The sequence below is a fragment of the Altererythrobacter rubellus genome (assembly GCF_030284385.1).
GTDB classification, from domain to species: domain Bacteria; phylum Pseudomonadota; class Alphaproteobacteria; order Sphingomonadales; family Sphingomonadaceae; genus Erythrobacter; species Erythrobacter rubellus.
In genome coordinates, this window is sequence record NZ_CP127221.1 from 959,432 (window position 1) to 981,026 (window position 21,595).

Below are 21,595 nucleotides of genomic sequence, written 5' to 3' on the forward strand. Positions count from 1 at the left end.
TTGCGAACTGTATGTGAGACCCCTAGAGGGACAGGTGTGACCCAAGCAAGAATGTTCAAGTCTTTTGGTGCCTTTTGGCTGCTGTTGTCGCTGCTCGGCATGCTGGCGCTGGACACTGCCGCGCGCGCGCAGGATAACAATCTTGTCGGCAGCTTGCATGCAGAGGGACCAGCCGTTGCAGGCGAAACGTTGACGCTGGCGATCCATTTTGAACCGGTATCGGAAGAATGGCACGGCTATTGGTCTAATCCCGGCGATGCCGGGCTGGGCATGGCGCTGGACTGGGAACTGCCCGAAGGCTGGCAAGCGGGCGAGCCGCTGTACCCTGTCCCTCAGAAACTCTCGATCTCCGGTCTGATGAACCACGTCTACAAAGGCGCATATGCAGTCCTGGTGCCGATCAGCGTTTCTGCTGATTACGTTCCAACAGGACCTTTGCCCATTGCGGCAAAAGGCGAATGGCTTGCCTGCACCGATGCGATCTGTGTCCCTGAACAGGGGCGGATGACCACCATCATTCCGGCCGAAGACAGCTCGTTCACGCCCGACCAGCGCTTTGCCATGTGGCGCGCAGCGATTGCACCTCCGCTTGATCGTGAGGGCACATACGAACTTACAGCGGGCACTTTGCGCATAGCGATCCCGATCCCGGCGACGATGAGTCTCAGCGCGCCGCATGTCTTTGTAAGCAACACCCGCGTGGTCGATTATGCTGCGTCGCAGACTTTCCGGCGCAATGGCGATGTGTTGGTCGCTGAAATCCCGCGCAAAGGCCGCGGCGATTTCGAGACACTCGAAGGCATTCTGGCGCTTGGCGATGGCAATGGGATTCGCTTTGCCGCGCAGGCGGGCGAAGTACCGGCAGGCGGCGAATTGATCGCCGGACAGCCAGCCAGCACGCCGCCGATGTGGACGCTGATCCTGGGTGCGTTGGTAGGCGGATTGATCCTCAACATTATGCCATGTGTGTTCCCGATCTTGAGCTTGAAAGCGATCAGCCTGGCGCGCGCCGGTGAAAGCGAAGCACAAGCGCGCAGTGAAGGCATCGCCTACACGGCTGGCGTGGTGCTGGCCTGTGTGGCTCTGGGCGGCGTGATGCTGGCGCTACGCTCGGCGGGCGAGCAGGTAGGCTGGGCATTCCAGTTACAAAGCCCGAGTGTTGTCGTCGTCCTGCTGATACTGGCGGCAGTCATAACAGCAAACTTTGCAGGTGTGTTCGTGCTGCCCTCGCTTTCATTCACGCGTAGCGGCGAGCCGGCAAGCGCCTTTGCAACCGGCTTGCTGGCAGCCTTCGCGGCAACGCCTTGCACCGGACCATTTATGGCGGTGGCATTGGGCGCGGCACTGCTATTGCCCCCCTTGCAGGCCTTGCTGCTGTTTGCGGCCTTGGGGCTGGGGCTTGCCCTGCCATTCCTGCTGATCGGTTTTGTCCCGGCGCTGCGCCGGATGTTGCCCAAACCCGGCGGATGGATGAACACATTTCGCCGCGTGATGGCGATCCCGATGGGGTTGACCGCGCTCGCGCTGGTGTGGCTGACACAGCAGCTGGGCGGACGCGGCTTTGCGATGTTTGCTCTGATCGTCGTGTTCGGCGTGATCATGGCGCTGTGGGTGATCGGCAAGCTTCAGCAGCGAGGCAAGATGGCATGGCCCGCATTTGGGCTTATCTCAGCACCATTTCTTGTGTTTGGAGCCTTTGCGCTTCCGTCTGCCTATGCCGAGCAAAGCTCGAGCACTGCTGAGTCAATCCTCAGCCCGCGGCCGTTCAGTGAAGCCGCATTGGCCGAAGCGCGCGCGAGCGGGAAGCCGGTTTTCGTATGGTTCACCGCCGATTGGTGCGTTACCTGCAAAGTCAATGAAGGCGTCGCTATCGAACGTGAGACCACCAAGGCCGCATTCGAAGAAGCGGGCGTGATCGCGATGGTGGGCGACTGGACCCGGCGCGATGCTGAAATCAGCATGTTCCTCAACAAACAAGGCGCGGCAGGGGTGCCGCTTTACCTATGGTATGAGCCAGGACAGGAAGCCGAACAGCTACCGCAGGTGCTGACGCCGGACATGCTCATACAGAGGGCGATGCGCGACAATCCTCAATGAATTGAGCGGGGCGTTGGCTCGGGTTGAGCACCAGTCGCCCTGCGCCCGGGATCGTCACGGCCACTTGGCGCGTGCCAGTCAACACTTCCAGATCCTCGCTGAAAGCGGACAACTCTGTCCGCCAGAACGATCCATTGTCGATCTCGGTTGCGTCGACGGGGATACGGGCAATGTGCCCATTGCCGATGAACGCCGCCATCGCTTCTGCGCCTTCGTCTGCCAGCGCATAGCGTGTGATCAGAATGCTGGGATGGTCGCCCATATCGCCGCAGCCCAGCGCAAGCAGCGGTGGTTGCCCGGGGATGCCGTAAATGATGCGGCCTGTAGTTATCGGGCTGTCAGACCAGACCGCGCCTTCGGTATCCGGGCTGTCGATAGGCGCGGATGGACCGCTCTGGTTGCTTGTCACATCGCGCGCCGCAATATCCGCATCCGTTGGCGGCGGTTTGCAGGCGGATAGTGCTAAAACGAGCGCTAGGCTGGCACAGCGCCACATCATTTGCCGAACTTCCTTTGCGTTTTGCCATAGCGCATTTTGCGCGTCCCCGGCCTTCCTTCAGTGCTCTTGCCCTTGGGTGCGGCGCGCTTGTCTGTGTCGAGCAAGCCTAGCTCGTCATTCTCCAGCCGCCGGATTTCATCACGCAGGCGCCCGGCTTCTTCAAATTCCAGATCGGCGGCGGCTGCACGCATCCGCTTCTCAAGGTCTTCGATATAGCTGCGCAGATTGTGGCCAACCAGATTGTTGACCTCGTCATCGCCGGTATCGACCACCACGCCATCCCTGCTGGCCGTGTGCGCCACAATATCGGCAATATCGCGCTTGATCGTCTGCGGCGTGATACCGTGCTCTTCATTGTAGGCGCGCTGCTTCTCGCGCCGGCGATCGGTCTCTGCCATTGCGCGTTCCATGCTTTCGGTCACGCGATCAGCATAGAGAATGACGCGGCCATCGACATTGCGCGCCGCCCGACCAATCGTCTGGATCAGCGATGTCTCGCTGCGCAGGAAACCTTCCTTGTCAGCATCAAGGATTGCCACAAGACCGCATTCGGGAATATCCAAGCCTTCGCGCAGCAGGTTGATACCAATCAGCACATCATAGACGCCCAGTCGCAGGTCTCGGATCAGCTCGATCCGCTCCAGAGTCTCGACATCGGAGTGCATGTAGCGCACGCGCACGCCCGCTTCGTGCATGAATTCGGTCAGGTCTTCCGCCATCCGCTTGGTCAGCGTGGTGACCAGCGTTCGGTAGCCCTTTTGGGCGGTTGCAAGGCATTCCTGGATGCAATCCTGCACCTGATCTTCGACCGGGCGGATTTCAACCGGTGGATCGATAAGGCCGGTCGGGCGGATTACCTGTTCAGCGAATACGCCGCCGGTCTGCTCCATCTCCCAGCCACCGGGCGTTGCAGACACGCACACGGTCTGCGGGCGCATCGCGTCCCACTCGTTAAACCGCAGCGGACGGTTGTCGATACAGCTCGGCAAGCGGAATCCATATTCGGCCAGCGTGATCTTGCGGCGGTGGTCCCCCCGCGCCATCGCGCCGATCTGCGGCACTGTCTGGTGGCTTTCGTCAACGAACAGCAGCGCGTTCTCGGGCAAATACTCAAACAGCGTTGGTGGTGGCTCGCCCGGCAAGCGCCCGGTGAGAAAGCGCGAATAGTTTTCAATCCCTGCGCAAGAGCCGGTTGCCGCGATCATCTCCAGATCGAAATTGGTGCGCTGCTCTAGCCGCTGATGCTCCAGTAGCTTACCTTCGGCCTCCAGCTCCTTCAGCCGATGCTCAAGTTCAAATTTGATCGCTTCGGTGGCCTGTTTCATGGTCGGGCCAGGGGTGACATAGTGTGAGTTCGCGAAGACGCGAACCTTATCGAGGCTCGCGCCCTTCCTGCCTGTCAGGGGATCGAATTCGCTGATTTCCTCGATTTCATCGCCGAAGAAGCTGAACCGCCATGCCATATCTTCATAATGGCTGGGATAAAGTTCCAGGCTGTCCCCGCGCACGCGAAAGCAACCGCGCGCGAAAGCGGTATCGTTGCGCTTGTATTGCAGGCTTACGAGCTTGCGGATCAATTCGCGCTGGTCGACCACTTCGTCTTTCTTGATGTCGAACACCATCGCTGAATAAGTCTCGACCGAGCCGATGCCGTAAAGGCATGAAACCGACGCGACGATGATCACGTCATCACGTTCAAGCAGCGCACGCGTGGCTGAATGGCGCATCCGGTCGATCGCTTCGTTTACGCTCGACTCTTTCTCGATATAGGTGTCGCTGCGCGGGACGTAGGCCTCTGGCTGGTAGTAGTCGTAATAACTGACGAAATATTCGACAGCGTTGTTGGGGAAGAAGCTTTTGAATTCGCCATAGAGCTGCGCGGCGAGGATCTTGTTCGGCGCAAGCACCAGTGCGGGGCGCTGCAATTCCTCGATCATCTTTGCCATGGTGAAAGTCTTGCCGCTACCGGTCACGCCGAGCAGGGTTTGCGTCTGCTCGCCATCATTGGCCGCGCCAACCAGCTCTGCAATGGCAGTCGGCTGGTCACCCGCGGGTTGATACTCGCTGACCAGCTCGAACTTCTTGCCAGGCATGGATTTTTCCGGGCGGGCAGGGCGGTGCGGGACAAATTCCTCGCCGGTCTCCGGCTCGTTCAGCCCGCGTCTGATCACCAATTCAGCCATAGCGGAACATATGGGGGACATCGCGCAGATTCGCAACGATGCTTTCTGACCTTAGTCAGAGAATTTCGCACAATTTGATATGACAATTTTCTTACTTGCGCAGAATATCGTTGCTGCGATCAAGGCTGGCGCATTGGACTATCTGGCATTGCCCATAAAGCCTGATCAGTTCCTGCGTACACTCTCGAAACTTGAGCCCGAAGCAGAAGAGTTCCCTTTGGCGCGCAGGCGGGTGATCGAGGCGCGAAACCGGATTGAGAGCCTTTCAGGCCGCGAACGCCAAGTGCTGGAATGGTTGAGCGCGGGTAGCAGCAACAAGGTGATAGCGCGCGAACTCGAGATCGGCCCCCGCACTGTCGAAATCCACCGTGCGAATATGATGGCGAAGTTAGGCGCGCAACACGCGGCCTAGGCAGTGCGGCTCAAGCTGGAAGCAAAGCTTTAAGACGCGTCAAATTGGGCAGTTATCGGCAAAATCCGCCACCGCTGATCTCGACATGCAAATGGTCGCGATGCGCCGCGTTATAGTCTGGCCCCAGCACCGTGCCAAAGCGCCTGCAAGCGCTGTTATGCACCACGCGCAGGAATTCGCGCTCTTCACGGCTTCCACCGGACCAGGCACTTTTTACGTCAATGCGACGGCCATCCTCCAGCACAAATGCGCCCACATCAATCGCTTGCGCCGTGGCGTGGGCGGATCTGCGCGAAGTGCCGGCGACATTGCGGCATGAGTAGCTGCCCATGGTCTCGATCCGATCGATGGGCGAACCCAGGATCTTCCGTGCTGCGCGATCGACTCCAAACCGGGCCCAGGCGATGAAAATCTTCGCCGTCTCGCATTGAACCGGGCCGATATTGCTGATGCCCAGATCGGATGCATCTCCGCGCACAGCGGATAGCTGGACAGCGCGAGTGATGGCGCACCCGTTTCCATTGTACTCATCAGGTAGGGGCGAGTAGCGCGAGCCTGTCTCGGTGATCGCAGCCAGGCACATTTGAGCATCCGGGCTAACAGCAACGGGCCGAGGCGCGGATTGCGGGTTTCGCGTGGATGACGATCCGCCAGGCACGGTGCCGCAAGCTGCCAAGGTCAATGTGGCGAGTAACAGGATTGATGAGCGAGCGAACATGGCCGGGATTTTGAGAATATATGATTAACTAAAAGTAAACGTGGGAACAGCTGTTTTAGCTAGGCAGCTCTTCTGCGACCTGCTCCCAAAGTTCGATTTTCACGCCATTGGGGTCCAGTATCCATGCAAACTTGCCATAGCCTTCGTCCACCGTGTCGAGCACTTTCACGCCCTTCTTCTTGATCTGTTTGACGAAGGCATCAAGGTCATCGATCCGCAGATTGATCATGAAACCGCGCGTGCCGGGCTTCATATAGGTGTCATCCTTGAAATGGCTGATCAGCGAATAGGGGTTGCGCTTGGTTTCCTAGCTCCACGCCAACTGCGGGCCATATTCGCCATCCAGCCCCAGCTTCTCGCGATACCATGCACGTGTCGCTTCGGGGTCTTCCACCATATAAAACACGGCGCCAAGCCCGGTAATCTTAGCCATTTTCGCTCTCCTTGCGGCGAGTCTAAACACACTCGCGAAAAGAAGAAATAGTGCGTTAGAAGCCTTGTGCTTGCCCGTCTTTCCGCTTCTCTGTCGCGCCGGTGAGCACGCCGGTGTCCGGATCGCGTGCAATCGCCTGATAACCGCCGAACATGATGCCGTTGGTCACCACACGGACATTGTGACCCATCGCTTCTAGTGCTGCGATGGTCTCTGCCGGAATACCAGGTTCAACATTCAACGTCCCCAGCGGATCCTTCGCCGGGCCGGTTAACGGTTCGGTCGGTTGGCGACCGCCGTCATGATTGATACGCGCAGCATCGCCCGCTTCTTGCAGGTTCATGCCATAGTCGACGATATTGATCAGCACCTGGACGTGGCCTTGCGGCTGCATACCGCCGCCCATTAGACCCAGTGTCATGAACGGCTTCCCGTTCTTCTTCACGAAGGCCGGAATAATGGTCTGAAACGGGCGTTTGTTCGGCTCATATGCATTGGGGTGCGCGGGATCGAGGCTGAACAACTCTCCGCGATCCTGAAACATGAAGCCGAGGCCGTCGGGCGTCAGCCCGCCGCCCATACCGCGATAGTTTGACTGGATCAGGCTGACCATCAACCCGTCCCCGTCAACCACGGTTAGGTAGGTCGTGTCGCCGGGACCTTCCAGCTTGGGCTCTGGCTTTGGCTCGCCCGGTGCGAACTCCGGCGTGGCGCGTGCCGGATCGATCAAGTCAAAACGAGCTTTGCCATATGCGTCGCTCAATAGATCCATCGGAAAAGCCCCGAAGTCGGGATCGGCATAGAAACGCGCGACATCGGCATAGGCGAGCCGCTTGGTTTCGGTGATATAGTGGATCACCTCAGGGCTGCCGCGTTCCCACTGGGCAAGGTCCACATTCTTCAGGATGTTGACCATTTGCAGCGCTGCGAAGCCTTGCCCGTTGGGTGGCAATTCGCACAGTTCGAACCCGTTGCGGTATCCTACGCAGGCTGGCTCTACCCACTCCGACCGGTGGCTGGCGAAGTCATCCAGCGTGTAGGCGCTGCCTTGCCGCTGAAGGTAATCGACCATCACTCGTGCGCTCTCGCCCTTGTAGAACTCATCGCGGCCATTCTGGGCGATCCGCTCCAGCGTGTTGGCCAGATCAGGGTTCTTGAAGATTTCGCCAGCTTTCGGCGCGCCGTCTGCGAACCAGGTGGCGCGCGCGTTGGCAAAGTCGAACAGGTTTGAGCGAGCTTCAAAGGCGCGCAGATTCCGTTCGAAATAGTGGCCGATGATGGGCGCAACCGGATGGCCTTCGCGGGCGTATTTGATGGTTGGGGCAAGCACGTCTGCCATCGGCAATTGGCCAAAGCGATTGTGCATTTCGAACCAGCCATCAACCGTGCCGGGAATAGTGACAGGCAGTGGTCCAACCGGCGGCAAGCTGTCTCCGCCATCCAGTTTTTCCAGAAGTTGGTCCAATGTTTGTCCAGCCGGGCTGCGGCCGGAGCCATTGATGCCGTAAAGCTGGTCAGACTTGGGGTCATAGATAATCGCAAAGAGATCGCCCCCGATGCCGTTGCCGGTCGGCTCCATCAGGCCAAGCGCCGCATTAGCCGCAATCGCCGCATCAACCGCGTTGCCGCCGTCCTTCAGAATATCGAGTGCGATCTGGGTCGCGAGCGGGTGCGCAGTAGCTGCCATGCCATGCTGTGCATGGACCGGACTGCGTGACCACGGCGCGCCGACCGGACGTCCGCCTGCACCGATCTGTTCGTGCACCGGTCGGGCCTTCTGCTCTTCAGCGGAATGGTCGTCTGCAAGTGTCGGTGCGGTCAGTGCCATCGAGGCCAGTGCAGCAAAGGTGAGTTTGGTCGGTTTCATGTCTCTCTTCGATATCGTGTGCAATCAACCTCGGGCAGGCCGAGCGGTTCCTGTCGCCTTGCTGACAATCACAATTGCCAGCCACGCAGCAATGAATCCCGGCACAATTTCATACAGATATTGGCCGCCCATAAAGCTGGCATTGAGGCCGCCTGCGATCCAGATCGCAACAACTGCAGCGCCTGTGACAAGGCCAGCCACCGCGCCCGCGCCGGTCATCTTGTCCCACGTCAAAGCTAGGATGATCAGCGGGCCGAACGCTGCCCCAAATCCGGCCCAGGCATTTGAGACTAGCCCCAGAACCTGACTGTCAGGATCAGCTGCGATTGCAATTGCAGCCAGCGCGACGATTGCTACACAAATCCGCCCGACATTCACCCGCTCGCGCTCGCTTGCTTGCTGGCGCAGGAAAAGGCGGTAGAAATCTTCTGTCAGAGAACTGGAGGATACGAGCAATTGCGAGCTTATCGTGCTCATGATCGCTGCCAGCAAGGCGGCTAACAGGAAGCCTGTGATCAGCGGGTGAAACAGCAGCTCGGAAAGAACAATGAAGATCGTTTCAGGATCTTCAAAAAGGATACCCTTGCGCTCTGCATAGGCGCGTCCGGTTATACCGATCCCGATTGCTCCGATCAGCGCTACTCCCATCCATGTAAGGCCGATATTGCGTGCGGTTTTGACCTGTTCGATGGTGCTGATCGCCATAAAGCGAACGATGATGTGCGGTTGACCAAAATAGCCCAAGCCCCAGGTAACTGCGCTGATAAAGCCGAGCAGTGTCAACCCTTCGGTCAGGCTCAGAAATCCGGGCTGCGATGCCGCCACATCGGCGATCGAACCGCCTGCCTCGCCGCCGCTGCCGAACATGACCACGAGCGGCATCAGGACAAGCGCGACAACCATGATGCAGCCTTGCACGAAGTCCGTCAGGCTGACTGCAAGGAACCCGCCCACCATTGTGTATGCCAGCACCACCAGAGCTGTGATCCATATGCCGAGCATATAGTCGCTCAATGCGATATTTGGCAGCAATCCGGCAAAAGCCGTCTCGAACAGCTTGCCGCCGCCGACCAGCCCTGCAGCTGTATAGACCGTAAAGAACGCGACGATCACAATCGCTGAGACCACCCGCAGCGCAAAAGCCTTGTCTGGAAAGCGGTTGGCGAGGAATTCCGGGATGGTCAGCGCGTTGCCGAGTTCCTCTGTCTGCTGGCGCAGACGCGGCGCGACGACAATCCAATTGACTACAGCGCCCGCGAACAAGCCGATGCCGATCCAGGCTTCAACCAATCCGCTGGCATAAAGCGCGCCGGGTAGCCCGAGCAGCAGCCAGCCCGACATGTCTGACGCACCCGCGCTAAGCGCGGCAACGGCTGGCGGCAGATTGCGGCCGGCCAGCAGATAGCCTTCGGACGTGTCGGTGGATTTGCGCCAGGCGAATAACCCGACGCCGATCATCAAGACAAAATAGAGCGCGAGTGTTATCAGGGTACCTGTCTGCATGAAGCAGGCGGGTAACAGGCTGCAGCCGTAATGGCTACCGCTCTCGTCTCAGTCTGGGAAGAGCTTACGCTGCGTCCTTCTTGCGCTTGGCTTTCTTGCGCTCGTGCGGGCACAGCAGCGCTTTACGCAAGCGGATTGAATGCGGCGTCACTTCGACCATTTCATCATCATCGATATAAGCGATCGATTGCTCGAGGCTCATCCGGCGCGGCGGTGTCAAGCGGATGGCATCGTCCTTGCCTGACGAACGCACGTTGGAAAGCTGCTTCGCCTTCATCGGATTTACTTCCAGATCGTCCGGCTTGGCGTTCTCTCCGATCACCATGCCTTCGTAGACTTTCATCTGTGCGCCAATGAACATTTCGCCGCGATCTTCGAGCATATTGAGCGCGTAAGCGTTGGATTCGCCATCTCCGTTGGAGATCAGAACGCCATTGTTACGGCCGCCGACAGCGCCTTTGTAAGGGCCGTATTTTTCGAACAGGCGGTTCATAATGCCGGTCCCGCGGGTGTCGGACAAGAATTCACCGTGATAACCGATAAGGCCGCGCGAAGGCGCAGAGAAAGTTATGCGGGTCTTGCCCATGCCCGATGGGCGCATCTCAGTCAGATCAGCTTTGCGCAATTGCATCTTCTCGACAACGGTGCCGGAATGCTCGTCATCAACGTCGATAACCACAGTTTCGTAAGGCTCCATGCGTTTGCCGTCTTCTTCGCGGAACAGGACTCGCGGGCGGGAAATGCCCAACTCAAAGCCTTCGCGGCGCATGGTTTCGATCAGCACGCCAAGCTGCAATTCGCCGCGGCCGGCAACTTCGAATGCATCTTTGTCTTCTGACTCGGTCACGCGGATTGCGACATTGGTCTCCGCCTCACGAAGAAGGCGGTCCCTGATCATGCGGCTGGTCACCTTGGTGCCTTCGCGCCCCGCCAGCGGGCTGTCATTGACGGCAAATCGCATTGCCAGCGTTGGCGGATCGATCGGTTGCGCGGCAATCGGCTCTTTGACAGCCGGATCAGCGATGGTGTTTGCAACGGTAGCTTTCTCAAGCCCGGCCAAGGCGATGATGTCACCTGCCACGGCGCTTTCCACCGGAACCCGCTCAAGCCCGTCAAAACTCATCAGCTTGGTCGCACGGCCCACTTCAACTACATTGCCGTCCATGTCGATGGCGTGGATCGGATCATTCACCTTGAGCGAGCCTGACTGCACGCGGCCGGTCAGAACCCGGCCCATGAAATTGTCGCGGTCCAACAAGGTGGCAAGGAAACTGAACGGCCCGTCTTCATCCAGACCAGGGGATGGGACGTGGCTAACAATCCGTTTGAACAGCGGAGCAAGCGTGCCTTCACGCGCCTCCTGATCTTCGCTGGCATAGCCATCGCGGCCAGAGGCGTATAGCACCGGAAAATCGAGCTGCTCGTCATTTGCATCAAGGCTTACGAACAGGTCAAAAACTTCGTCCAGAACTTCTTGAGGGCGGCCATCAGGGCGGTCGATCTTGTTGACGACCACAATCGGCCTGAGCCCTAGCGCCAGCGCCTTGCCGGTAACGAACTTCGTTTGCGGCATTGCACCTTCAGCCGCATCGACCAGCAGGATCACACCGTCGACCATGCTCAAGATACGCTCAACTTCAGCGCCAAAGTCAGCGTGGCCAGGTGTATCAACGATGTTGATGCGCGTGGTTTCGCCATCGGCACCATGCCATTCAACACTGGTGCATTTAGCCAGAATAGTGATGCCGCGCTCTTTCTCCAGATCGCCTGAATCCATCGCGCGTTCTTCTACGCGCTGGTTTTCACGGAAGGTACCGGACTGGCGGAACAATTGGTCAACCAAAGTGGTCTTGCCATGGTCAACGTGAGCGATGATCGCGATATTGCGAAGCGAGCGAGACATAACGAACTTTCGAATATAAAGAGGGGGACGGCATGTTGCGCCGCACAATTTAGCGCGCCCCTAGCCTAAGCTGCATCACTTAACAAGCAGGTGACGTAACGGAAGGTGTGTCTAGCACGCAACATAGGATGATTGCGTCGTCTATATGCCGCTGATTTACTTGTGCCTTGTTAATCACTCCCGTATTAAACAGTTCGAGGTCGGTATAAAGCGTTCAAAATAAATGTCGCGCACCCCACCGGTCGCTTTTGAGAGGAGAACTCAATGAACTTTGATAAGACCGGCTTTGCCGGATCAACTCGCTTTGCCCTGATGAGCGGTGCAGCGGCCCTTGCGTTTGCCATGCCCGCCGCGGCCCACGCGCAAGACACAGCTGACGACGACACGAGTGTTGAAGATGAATTCAGCGGTGCACCCGTTATCGTAGTTACCGCGACAAAGCGTGAGCAGACACTTCAGGAAACCCCGATTTCGGTTTCTGTGACCACAGGCGAAACGCTTGAAAATGCACAGATTCGTGACGTTCTCGATCTCCAGACGGTTACTCCATCGCTGCGCGTCAGCCAGCTTCAAACTTCGTCTGCATCAACTTTCATAATTCGCGGTTTCGGCAACGGCGATAACAACTTCGGCATTGAGCCATCGGTTGGCGTATTCATCGACGGTGTTTTCCGTTCGCGTTCAGCAGCCGCGCTGTCTGACCTTTCAAACGTTCAACGCATCGAAGTCCTGAACGGCCCGCAATCGACATTGTTCGGCAAAAACGCGTCGGCCGGTGTAATCTCGGTCATCACACGCGAACCGCAGTTTACATTCGGCGGCAGCGTTGAAGCCAGCTACGGCAATTTCAATGCAATCGTTCTGAAGGGCGATGTAACCGGTCCATTGACTGACAACATCGCATTTTCGATTGATGGCAGCTACAACAAGCGCGACGGCTATGCGACGATCGTCAACCTCGACGAAGAGCAGAACAATCGTGATCGCTGGGCGACTCGTGCACAGCTTTTGTTTGAGCCAACTCCTGACCTGCGCATTCGCGCAATCGCTGACTACTCGGAAATCGATGAAATTTGTTGCCAGGTGGCAACGCTCGTTTCGGGCCCTGTGACCGGTGCGATCAACGCGGTTGGTGGACAATTGAGCACGGACTTCTTCGGTTACGAAGCATTCCTGAACTTCGTGCCCACCAACGAAGTGAAGAACTACGGCGGCTCAATCCAGGCAGACTGGAACACTGGCCCCATCAGCGTCACGTCGATCACGTCTTATCGTGAGCTGGAAAATTTCTTCCTGTCAGACATCGACTACACAAGCGCCGACATCGCGACTGAAACGCGCGATCAGGCAGTTGAGACCTTTACGCAAGAACTCCGCATCGCGTCGGATTTCGACGGTCCGATCAACTTCCTGCTTGGCGGTTTCTACTTTGATGAGAAGATTAACCAAGACAGTGCGATCCCGAATGGCAGCCAGATCCGCAACGTATTTGAATTGCTCGCTGGCGGCAATCCAGTCGATGTTTTGACGGGTGCACCCAGCGTGTTTAACGGAGTAGAGGCTGCTCTCGGCCTGCCGCAGGAAAGCATTTTCCTCACGCCGTTGCTGACATCTGAAACGTTCAGCATGGATAACACGTCATGGTCGATTTTTGGTACGGTCGACTTTGAGCCTGTTGATGGCCTCGTGTTCACCGCGGGCTTCAACTACACAGACGATAAGAAAGACTTCGCGCTAAGCCAGACGTCTTTCGATCCGCTTGGTCAGGTTAATCTGGTTGACGCATTTATCGTTGGCGGAATTGCGCAAGCACTTATGGTTGCGCCAGGCAGTGTCGATGCGGCAACTATTGCCGGATTTGCTTCGAATCCGGCGACAGCGCCGATTTTCCAGGCGATTACTGCTGCAGCGATTGATCCAGCTCAGAACCCGCTTCTCGCGCTTCAAGCGTTTCAGTTCCAACCGCCATTCCTTGCCATCCCGAATGCTGTCGAAGACGGCAAGACCCGCGATGACAAGCTGACGTATCTCTTCCGCGCTTCTTACGAGGTTACGCCGGAAGTCAATGTCTACGCCAGCTACGCAACCGGCTTCAAGGCAAGCTCGGTCAACCTGTCGCGTGACAGTCGCCCGCTCAATACAGACTTTACGGCTGGTCCGGGCGGCTCGACAATCCTTGCGCCATCTTCGCCAATCTTGAATGCAGGTCTGGCTGTTCCAAACCTGGTTTCAGGCTCGCGTTTCGCAGGTCCGGAAGAGGCGGAAGTCTACGAAATCGGTCTGAAGGCTTCAATCGAAGGCGTGAACTTCAACCTCGCGCTGTTTGACCAGAGTATCGAAGGGTTCCAAAGCTTTGCCTTCACCGGCACGGGCTTTGCGCTTCGGAACGCTGGTAAGCAGTCGGTTCGCGGTTTCGAGATGGACGTCAATATCCGTCCGACAGATGGCTTGGTCCTGACGTTTGCGGCAACGCACCTTGATCCGCTGTTTGACGATTTCCCCGGCAGCGTTCTGGGTGATCTGACAGGTGTACGTCCGGCCGGTATTCCTGCCTGGGCAATTGCCACTTCGGCAACTTACACGCATGAGTTTGGTCTGTCGGGCAACCGTCTGGTTACCCGCGTGGATTACAACCACGAGAGCGACACACCGATCAACAACGGTCTGCCAACATTCGGCCCGAACAACTTCACGCGTGAAGTCAATCTGGTGAATGCGTCAATGACCTTTGCTATGGAGAACGGTATCGAAGTCGGCATCTGGGGCCGCAACCTGTTTGATGATCAGTACATTCTGACCATCTTCGATGGTGTGGCTCAGGCTGGTACTGTATCTGGCTACCCAAGTGCACCGCGCACCTATGGCGGCGTAGTACGCTTTAAGTTCTGATCACACGGACTTGGTTTGAGTTTAAGGGGGTCGGTGAAAACCGGCCCCTTTTTATTGATTTTGCAAGAATTGCCGGCACACTGGGCAAGATCGCAGTGGGCATCATCGTAACTGATACGAACGGCAACCGTATTACCTGGCTGCGTGCGCTTGGCCGTTACTTTGCCAAGATTCTGTCCGGAATAGTCTTGCTCATCGGCCACATCATGGTTGCCTTCACAGAGCGCAAGCAAGGCCTGCATGACATGATCTGCAGCACATTGGTGGTAAAGGGGCGCCCGGGCGAAGGCTCCGTCGACCCGACAGTATTTGACTGATTGATTGTTAGGAGCGGGCTCTGGCCCGCTCCTAGAGCTCTCTAAGCGCTTGGGCGGGTTTTGCTCTTAACAAGGGGAGCGACCCGCCTATTGCGAATGCCAGCACGAGGACCAATCCGATGCCGAGCACGCTGAGCACTTGCGTCCAGTCCGGCAGCCAGTCGAACTCAAACAGTTGGGTGATGACAAACCACGCGAGTGTTGACCCAAGCGCTAACGCCACTGCAGCCAGCAGTAGCGCCAGCAATCCATACTCCACGAGCTGCAGACCCAAAACTTGACGCCGGCTGGCGCCCATAACGCGCAGAACGACGGTGTCATAGGTACGCGAAGCACGCGCAGCCGCTATGGCGCCCATCAGCACAGCAAGACCAGCCAACACCGCCACAGAAGCCGCCGCAAGCGTCGCTGCGCCGACCTGTTCAAGAATTGTGCGAGCTTCGATCAGCACCTGACCGATTTCGATCACGGAACTTGAAGGGAAAGTTGCAACCATCTGGCGCAGCAGGGCGCCCGATTGACTGTCATCGGTCAGCTCGATTGTGGCTGCCAGATTGTGCGGAGCATCGGCAATGGCATTGCTGCTGAAGACCAGCGCATAGTTGAAGCCCATGCTCTCCCAATCGATTACGCGCAGGTTTGCAATGCGGACATCGCGCTCGATGCCCAACACGCCGATCGTGATGTAATCGCCTATTTCAAGCCCAGCCGCGCGCGCCGCGTCAGCCTCGATAGAGACGAGCGGTTCGCCGTCATAGCTTTCGTCCCACCACTCACCTTCAGCCAGTGAATTTCCTGGTGGTAGCGTGTCTGTATAGGTGAGGCCCCGCTCACCACGCAGGAACCAAGCGCCATCGGGTATTTTCTCGAGGTCTGCAACGCGGACCATGTCATCCTGTGGGCCAAATGCCAGCACAGAGCCGCGCAAGGCAGGTACTGTGCGGATCGTGGCTTCGCTGTCGAGATTGGTCACTAGATTGCGGAAATCGGCTTCGCCATCGCGCGGGATGTCGAGTACGAAATAGTCGGGCGCTTCTTGCGGCACGCGGCTTTCGATATTGCCGTTAATCGCGCTCTGGATGGCTGCAAGCAGGACAAAGGACGCCAGGCCAAAGCCCAGAGCCGTCACAAGCGCCCCTGTCGGCGCGCCCGGACGGTGCAGATTGGCGACTGCTGAACGCAGCAAAGGGTTGCTCGTGCGCGGTGCACGCCTAGCTGCCAATCGGATCGCAAATCCGATCAGGGCCAGCGCGATCAACGCGCCACCAGCACCGATCAGGAAGCCACCTGAAAGCATGGGTTGATTGGTTGTCAGCAAAGCCAGCGCGCAAATGGCGACGATGCCAAGGCCAGTCCAGACGAGAGCACGCAGATCGCGGGCGAGGGGGGAAACGCGTGCCCGCATCAGCGCCATCGCCGGAAACGTTTTTGCGCGCAGCAGCGGCGTTGCAGCAAAGGAGAACGCGACCAATAGGCCGTAAGCGCCGGCGAGCAAGAGAGGAGCGGGCTCGATCACAAACCCGCCTTCAACCGGCAGTAGGCCTTGGAGTGCCGTACCAAGCAGCGGGGTGACCAGAACGCCGGTGGCGATGCCTGCCAAGCTGCCGACAAGCGCCGCCGCGCCGATTTGCAGTGCGTAGATCTTTACAATGCCTCGGCTGGAAGCGCCCAGCACCTTGAATGTCGCGATGGAGTTGCGCCGAGCGTCAAGATAGCTCGAAACGCCGCCACCTATGCCGATTCCGGCGATTACCAGTGCGGCCAATCCGACCAGCGTCAGGAAATCGCTCATATTGCTAACAAACCGGTCTGCGCCGGGAGATGCGCGGTCACGATCACGGAAATCGAAGCCTGAATTGGGGAAACGCTCTTCCAGCTGTTCGCGCACTGCATCGGGTTCTTGCCCGCTGTCGAAGGCGATGCGGTATTTGCTTTCATAAAGCGCGCCGGGCGCGATCAGGCCCGCACGCAGTGGATAATCCGCAGCGACAATGATAGGCGGCCCTAGCTGGAAGCCTTCCGATAAACGGTCCGGCTCGTTCGCGATCACACCGGCAGCGGTCAAAGTACCTGTGCCAACGCGGAATGATTCGCCCAATTTGATGTCGAGCCGGTCCAGCGCGCCTTGGCCAAGCCATGCTTCGCCAGCGGCGGGGGCGCCCGCTTCGCGCCCATCTGCCAAAGTAAGTACACCATACAGCGGCCAGCGTTCATCGACGGCTTTCAGTTGCACTGGCGCTGCTGCGTCATCGGTACTCGCCATGGCTTGCATTCGCGTGCCGCCCGATAGCGTGCCGTACTGACCCAGCCCCGTCTTCTCTTCGTCGGTCAGATCGCGCTGCCAGACTTCGACTTCCAGATCGCCGCCGAGCAGCTCCTGCCCGCGATTGGCCAGTTCCCGCTCGATCGCAGCTGTCAGCGTTCCTATCGCAGCAAGCGCCGCCGTACCCAGAAATATGCACACCAGCAGCAGGCGTAGGCCCTTGAAGCGCGCATTGAGATCGCGCTTGGCTATGCGCCAGGCCATCGCCCAGCTCATCGGAGTGGCAGATGCGGCGGTCATGCTGCTGTGCTGGCAGAGGCGGTGTCAGAAACGATCACGCCGTCTGCCATCGTGACCACGCGCTCACACCGCTCAGCCAGTGCGCGATCATGCGTGATCATTAACAGTGTCGCGCCGGTCTCTGCGCGGCGTGCGAACAGCAATTCGATGATGTCTTGCCCGGTTGTCGCGTCCAGATTGCCGGTCGGCTCGTCGGCAAAGATCAGCTGCGGGCGTGGCGCGATCGCGCGCGCAATCGCTACGCGCTGCTGCTCTCCGCCGGAAAGCTGGGTTGGATAGTGGTGCAGCCGGTGGCCCAGACCGACAGAGGTAAGCTCCGCTTCGGCGCGAGCCGTTGCGCCTTCGGTGCCAGCCAATTCCATCGGCGTGGCAACATTTTCAGCGGCTGTCATGGTTGGCAGCAAGTGAAACGCCTGAAGTACAATGCCGATGCGGCCACGGCGGGCCTGCGCCAGCGCATCTTCATCCATGCTGGTGAAGTCTTCACCTGCCACGATCAGGTTGCCGCCACTGGCGCGCTCCAGTCCGGAAAGCACCGCCATCAGCGAGCTTTTGCCAGAACCGGATGCGCCGAGCAGCGCGACGATCTCTCCTTGCGCAACGTCAAGGTCGATCCCGCGCAGGATTTCAACCGGCGCGGCACTGCTGCCCAGCGTTAGAGTGAGATTTCGGGCGGAAATTGCGAGAGGGGGCTTGGTCACAGGGGTCGCATTCGCATAGGGGTTGCATCCGCACAAGGAGACTCGCAGATGCAAAAAGGCGTTTGGTCGATCATACTGGCCCTTTCACTGGCGGCCTGCAGCAGCGAAGTGCCTGCTGAGGGGGCAGCAAGCACGGGTTCGGACTCCAAACTTGCAGAGGCGCCTCCGGTTCCCGTCATGGGCCCTGAAATGGATATTGTCGCGTTCGGCAACAGCCTGTTCGCTGGCTACAATGTCGACAAGGAAGATAGCTATCCCTCGAAATTGCAGAATGCATTGCGGGCGAGGGGCGTAAATGCGCGCGTGTCCAACGCCGGCATTTCGGGCGATACGAGCGCGGCTGGATTGCAGCGCTTTGCTTTTACACTGGACGCGCAGGACTATGAGCCCGAGCTAGTGATCATTGAGCTGGGCGGCAACGACTTGCTGCGCGGACTTTCGCCGGATCAAACGCGAGCTAACATTGCCGCGATGATCGAGAAAGCTCAGCGACGCGGCATTCAGGTGCTGCTGATGGGAATGCGTGCGCCGCCAAACTATGGCCCTGAATATCAGGCTGAATTCGATGCACTTTATAGCGATCTTGCGCGCGAATATGGCACTGCGCTGATCCCGTTCTGGCTGGAATCGATCTATCAGGACCCGACGTTGTTTCAGTCTGACCGCATTCATCCGACTGAAATCGGGATTGAGCGGCTTGTGGGGGCGACAGTCGAGCAAGTGCAGGGCGCCTTGCCTGACGATGAAGGCTAGACTCGCTCCACTGTTCCGCCGCTAACCAGCCACACAGCGGCTTCTTCGAGAATATCCTCAAACGGGCCGGCCTCCGTCCCGGTCAGCCAGACTTGCGCTTTGCCCATCCGCAGACGCTCGAACAGCGCGGCCCGCCGGACAGGGTCCAGATGTGCGGCGACCTCATCGAGCAACAGGACGCCGGGGCGCCCCTCCGCTGCCAGCACGGCATGCGCCAGTGTCAGCGCGATCAGCATCGCTTTCTGCTCGCCAGTTGAGCAGGACGCGGCGGCTTGACCGCTGCCAGCCATCACCACGTCCAATTCGTCGCGATGCGGACCGGTGAGGGTGCGTCCCGCCGCACGGTCTCGCCCTCGGGTGCGGGCCAGCTCTGCGCGCAGTTCCTCGCGCCCGGCCGGGCCGCCGGGCAGATAGGTCAGGTTTGGTTTGGCAAAAGGAGCGTCGGGCAGGGCGGTAAGTTCGTCCGTCAGCGTTGCCACCAGTTCCGCGCGATTGGCGCTGATGGCTGCACCATGCTCGGCGACCTGCGCTTCGATTGCGTCGAGCCAAGTTGCCTCGCGGTTCTCCTCCAACAGCTTGTTCCGCTCGCGCAGAGCGGTTTCATAGCGTGAGACATGGCGAGCGTGATCAGGCCGCAATGCAAGCGCCAACCGGTCCAGATAACGCCGCCGTGCGCCCGCGCTGTCCATGAACAACCCGTCCATCGCCGGGGTCAGCCATCCGATTGCGAGCCATTCGCTTAAGGACTGCGCGCTTGTCTCTGCGCCGTTGACACGGACCAGGCGGCGTCCGGGACGATCTGCTTCAACATAGGTGCCGAGCCGCGCGCTTTCGTGCCCTTGCTCGATCAGGCTGGAGCCGATCTGGAAACCGCCTTCCCCTTGCTGCCCGGGCAAGTCTGACAGTGGCGCACGCCGCAATCCGCGGCCGGGGGCAAGCAGAGAGATCGCCTCAAGGATATTGGTTTTGCCCGCGCCGTTTTCTCCCCACAACAGGTTGAGTTGCGCTGTCCCGCGCAGCTCGGTCTGGCGGTGGTTGCGAAAATGGGAAAGGGCGATGCGATCAAGCGCCATATTACATTGCATCGCTTAGCATTTCGCCGCGAATTGACCATCGTGCAGCACTAAGAAATCACCAATCCCGAATGTTGGGAAAAAGCACTAACCTTTCGGATTGATGAACGAAGCATTCATGAGCGAATATTCGGAAAACCGCAAAATTCCGCCATTTTTCGAAACTGGCACGGTCCCTGCCGCGTGTTGGGCATTCGGCGAAATGGTTCGCCAGAGCAAATTGAAAAAGGAATAGCCCCCATGTTCTTCAACGCAGAAACCACAAACAAGGTCTTCGCAGCCGCATTTTCGCTGGTTCTTTCAGCTTCAGTAATGGCTGCAACCATCATCCCCGGTAGCCCAAGGATGTTTGCTTGATCGCTGGCCGATCCAACACAAGTTTCACAGGGAGTTTAATCATGTTTTCCGGTTCTGATATTGGCAACCGCCTGATCGCAGCCACCACGTCACTCGCGCTTTGCGCTGTCATGATGCTGACAATCGTTGACTACGCTACTCCGTTCACCGGAGGTGTCGCATGAGCCAGATCGACCATAACACCGCCGGTGGTCCGCCCAGCAACGCTGGCTTCCACCTCGACAAGTACAATGGCAAGCTGATGGGCGTATGTTCGGGCATCGGTAATTACTTCGGGATTGACCCGCTGATCGTTCGCCTTGGCTTCGTGCTCGGCACGTTGGTAGGCTTCGGCAGCTTCATCCTGATCTACCTCGCGATCGGACTGATCGCTGACTAAGAGGCGTGGCAACCATGAGCTGACCCGGTTTTAAGGGCAGCCACGCCTTCACAATCTGAATAAACCTGGAGGGGCCACTTGGCCCCCTCTTTTGATTCCAGAGCGTGGCCAGAAAAAGTGGGAACCGGTTTTTCGGTTCGGACACGCGACCAAGGAAAAATTACATCGCGGAGATACCGCCATCCAGCTTTATCTCAGCGCCTGTCATGAAGCGGCTTTCATCGCTTGCCAGATAGACCACTGCGTTGGCGATATCGTTGGGTTCGCCGACGAACTTCAACGGGATCTGACGCGCCAGTTTTTCCAGCAAAACATCCTTGTCGAGGCTATGTGCCTTTGCTGTCCCGTCCAGGATCGGCGTGTCGACAAAAGTCGGGTGGATGGAATTGCTGCGGATCTGCATATTGTTCTTGGCGCAATGCAGCGCGATCGATTTGGACAGCATCCAAACGGCCGCTTTTGACGCGTTGTAGGCCGGCATCGTGTCGCTGGCGATCAAGCCGGCAATCGAGCTGATGTTGATGATAGAGCCGGGCGCATGTTCGCGCATGAGCGGCAAGGCCTTCTGGCAGCCGTGAAAAATCGAATCGACATTGACGGAAAAGCAGCGCTGCCAGTCTTCGAACTTGCAGGTCTCGATATTGCCGGCAACGCCGATGCCGGCATTGTTGACGAGGACATTCAATCCGCCAAGTTCTGCATCTGCCGTTTCGATCGCGCGCTCCCAATCATCGGGATTGGTTACGTCATGCTGGATGCCATATGCGTGGCCGGCACCCATTTCTTCGACAATTGAAGCAGCGGTCGCCTGCGCACCGTCACCATTGATATCGGTACAAAGAACGCGCGCGCCTTCTTCTGCTAGCCGCCTCGCATGCCCAGCGCCAAGGCCTTGCGCCGCGCCAGTCACCAAAGCGAGCTTGCCCGCACATCTTCCAGCCATTTGTT

At 58.4% G+C, this 21,595-nt stretch carries 20 protein-coding genes; 7 read left to right on the plus strand and 13 right to left on the minus strand.

Features of this window, described 5'->3' with window-relative positions:
- The first annotated feature begins 51 nt into the window (after positions 1-51).
- Positions 52-2,097, plus strand: a complete 2,046-nt coding sequence (locus QQX03_RS04795) for a protein-disulfide reductase DsbD family protein (RefSeq protein ID WP_285976730.1) — start codon at positions 52-54, stop codon at positions 2,095-2,097.
- Here QQX03_RS04795 and QQX03_RS04800 read toward each other — a convergent pair.
- Both QQX03_RS04800 and uvrB read right to left on the minus strand, forming a co-directional pair.
- A complete protein-coding gene (locus QQX03_RS04800) occupies positions 2,063-2,596 on the minus strand; it encodes a hypothetical protein (protein WP_285976731.1) in 534 nt (177 codons plus the stop codon). The two genes, QQX03_RS04795 and QQX03_RS04800, sit on opposite strands and share 35 nt — an antisense overlap.
- Entirely contained in the window at positions 2,593-4,779 is a 2,187-nt protein-coding gene (uvrB, locus tag QQX03_RS04805; protein ID WP_285976732.1) for an excinuclease ABC subunit UvrB, read from the minus strand. Before uvrB ends, QQX03_RS04800 begins: the two co-directional genes overlap by 4 nt.
- A gap of 79 nt (positions 4,780-4,858) precedes the next feature.
- Here uvrB and QQX03_RS04810 point away from each other — a divergent pair, with 79 nt between their 5' ends.
- Positions 4,859-5,191 (plus strand): response regulator transcription factor, encoded by a 333-nt coding sequence (locus tag QQX03_RS04810; protein WP_285976733.1) that lies wholly within the window; start codon positions 4,859-4,861, stop codon positions 5,189-5,191.
- 52 nt (positions 5,192-5,243) lie between these two features.
- On the opposite strand, the gene QQX03_RS04815 is transcribed toward QQX03_RS04810, so the two are convergent.
- The 6 genes from QQX03_RS04815 to typA form a co-directional block, all read right to left on the minus strand.
- Positions 5,244-5,909, minus strand: coding sequence for an extensin family protein (locus QQX03_RS04815; RefSeq protein WP_285976734.1), 666 nt, complete (start codon positions 5,907-5,909; stop codon positions 5,244-5,246).
- 55 nt (positions 5,910-5,964) lie between these two features.
- Positions 5,965-6,162, minus strand: a complete 198-nt coding sequence (locus tag QQX03_RS11495) for a VOC family protein (RefSeq protein WP_349665851.1) — start codon at positions 6,160-6,162, stop codon at positions 5,965-5,967.
- 54 nt (positions 6,163-6,216) lie between these two features.
- Complete coding sequence (locus QQX03_RS11500; RefSeq protein WP_349665852.1) at positions 6,217-6,342, minus strand: VOC family protein; 126 nt, start codon at positions 6,340-6,342, stop codon at positions 6,217-6,219.
- Between the two features lie 55 nt (positions 6,343-6,397).
- The gene (gene ggt / locus QQX03_RS04825) at positions 6,398-8,209 is read right to left on the minus strand and encodes a gamma-glutamyltransferase (protein ID WP_285976735.1); all 1,812 of its coding nucleotides are present in this window, start codon (positions 8,207-8,209) and stop codon (positions 6,398-6,400) included.
- A 24-nt stretch (positions 8,210-8,233) separates the two neighbouring features.
- On the minus strand, positions 8,234-9,712 hold the full coding sequence (putP, locus tag QQX03_RS04830; RefSeq protein WP_285976736.1) for a sodium/proline symporter PutP: 1,479 nt from the start codon (positions 9,710-9,712) through the stop codon (positions 8,234-8,236).
- A 64-nt stretch (positions 9,713-9,776) separates the two neighbouring features.
- Positions 9,777-11,615: a translational GTPase TypA gene (gene typA / locus QQX03_RS04835; RefSeq protein WP_285976737.1), complete on the minus strand. Its 1,839-nt coding sequence runs from the start codon at positions 11,613-11,615 to the stop codon at positions 9,777-9,779.
- 264 nt (positions 11,616-11,879) lie between these two features.
- Between typA and QQX03_RS04840 the strand changes: the two genes are divergently transcribed.
- Both QQX03_RS04840 and QQX03_RS04845 read left to right on the plus strand, forming a co-directional pair.
- Complete coding sequence (locus QQX03_RS04840) at positions 11,880-14,504, plus strand: TonB-dependent receptor (protein ID WP_285976738.1); 2,625 nt, start codon at positions 11,880-11,882, stop codon at positions 14,502-14,504.
- Positions 14,505-14,584: 80 nt separating this feature from the next.
- A complete protein-coding gene (locus tag QQX03_RS04845) occupies positions 14,585-14,821 on the plus strand; it encodes an RDD family protein (protein WP_285976960.1) in 237 nt (78 codons plus the stop codon).
- Between the two features lie 31 nt (positions 14,822-14,852).
- Here QQX03_RS04845 and QQX03_RS04850 read toward each other — a convergent pair whose 3' ends face one another.
- Complete coding sequence (locus QQX03_RS04850; protein WP_285976739.1) at positions 14,853-17,384, minus strand: ABC transporter permease; 2,532 nt, start codon at positions 17,382-17,384, stop codon at positions 14,853-14,855.
- Positions 17,381-18,085 carry an ABC transporter ATP-binding protein gene (locus QQX03_RS04855; RefSeq protein ID WP_285976740.1) on the minus strand — a complete coding sequence of 235 codons (705 nt, stop codon included), beginning with the start codon at positions 18,083-18,085 and terminating at the stop codon, positions 17,381-17,383. The genes QQX03_RS04850 and QQX03_RS04855 overlap by 4 nt, the downstream gene beginning before the upstream one ends.
- Positions 18,086-18,133: 48 nt before the next feature.
- Between QQX03_RS04855 and QQX03_RS04860 the strand changes: the two genes are divergently transcribed.
- A complete protein-coding gene (locus QQX03_RS04860; protein WP_285976741.1) occupies positions 18,134-18,838 on the plus strand; it encodes an arylesterase in 705 nt (234 codons plus the stop codon).
- On the opposite strand, the gene recF is transcribed toward QQX03_RS04860, so the two are convergent.
- Together recF and QQX03_RS04870 are read right to left on the minus strand one after the other, a co-directional pair.
- On the minus strand, positions 18,835-19,911 hold the full coding sequence (recF, locus tag QQX03_RS04865) for a DNA replication/repair protein RecF (protein WP_285976742.1): 1,077 nt from the start codon (positions 19,909-19,911) through the stop codon (positions 18,835-18,837). The two genes, QQX03_RS04860 and recF, sit on opposite strands and share 4 nt — an antisense overlap.
- Before the next feature lie 116 nt (positions 19,912-20,027).
- Entirely contained in the window at positions 20,028-20,240 is a 213-nt protein-coding gene (locus QQX03_RS04870) for a hypothetical protein (RefSeq protein WP_285976743.1), read from the minus strand.
- A 69-nt stretch (positions 20,241-20,309) separates the two neighbouring features.
- Here QQX03_RS04870 and QQX03_RS04875 point away from each other — a divergent pair, with 69 nt between their 5' ends.
- Both QQX03_RS04875 and QQX03_RS04880 read left to right on the plus strand, forming a co-directional pair.
- A complete protein-coding gene (locus QQX03_RS04875) occupies positions 20,310-20,432 on the plus strand; it encodes a hypothetical protein (protein ID WP_285976744.1) in 123 nt (40 codons plus the stop codon).
- Positions 20,429-20,647 carry a PspC domain-containing protein gene (locus tag QQX03_RS04880; protein WP_285976745.1) on the plus strand — a complete coding sequence of 73 codons (219 nt, stop codon included), beginning with the start codon at positions 20,429-20,431 and terminating at the stop codon, positions 20,645-20,647. The genes QQX03_RS04875 and QQX03_RS04880 overlap by 4 nt, the downstream gene beginning before the upstream one ends.
- A 160-nt stretch (positions 20,648-20,807) precedes the next feature.
- On the opposite strand, the gene QQX03_RS04885 is transcribed toward QQX03_RS04880, so the two are convergent.
- Positions 20,808-21,590, minus strand: coding sequence for an SDR family oxidoreductase (locus tag QQX03_RS04885; protein ID WP_285976746.1), 783 nt, complete (start codon positions 21,588-21,590; stop codon positions 20,808-20,810).
- Between the last annotated feature and the right edge of the window lie 5 nt (positions 21,591-21,595).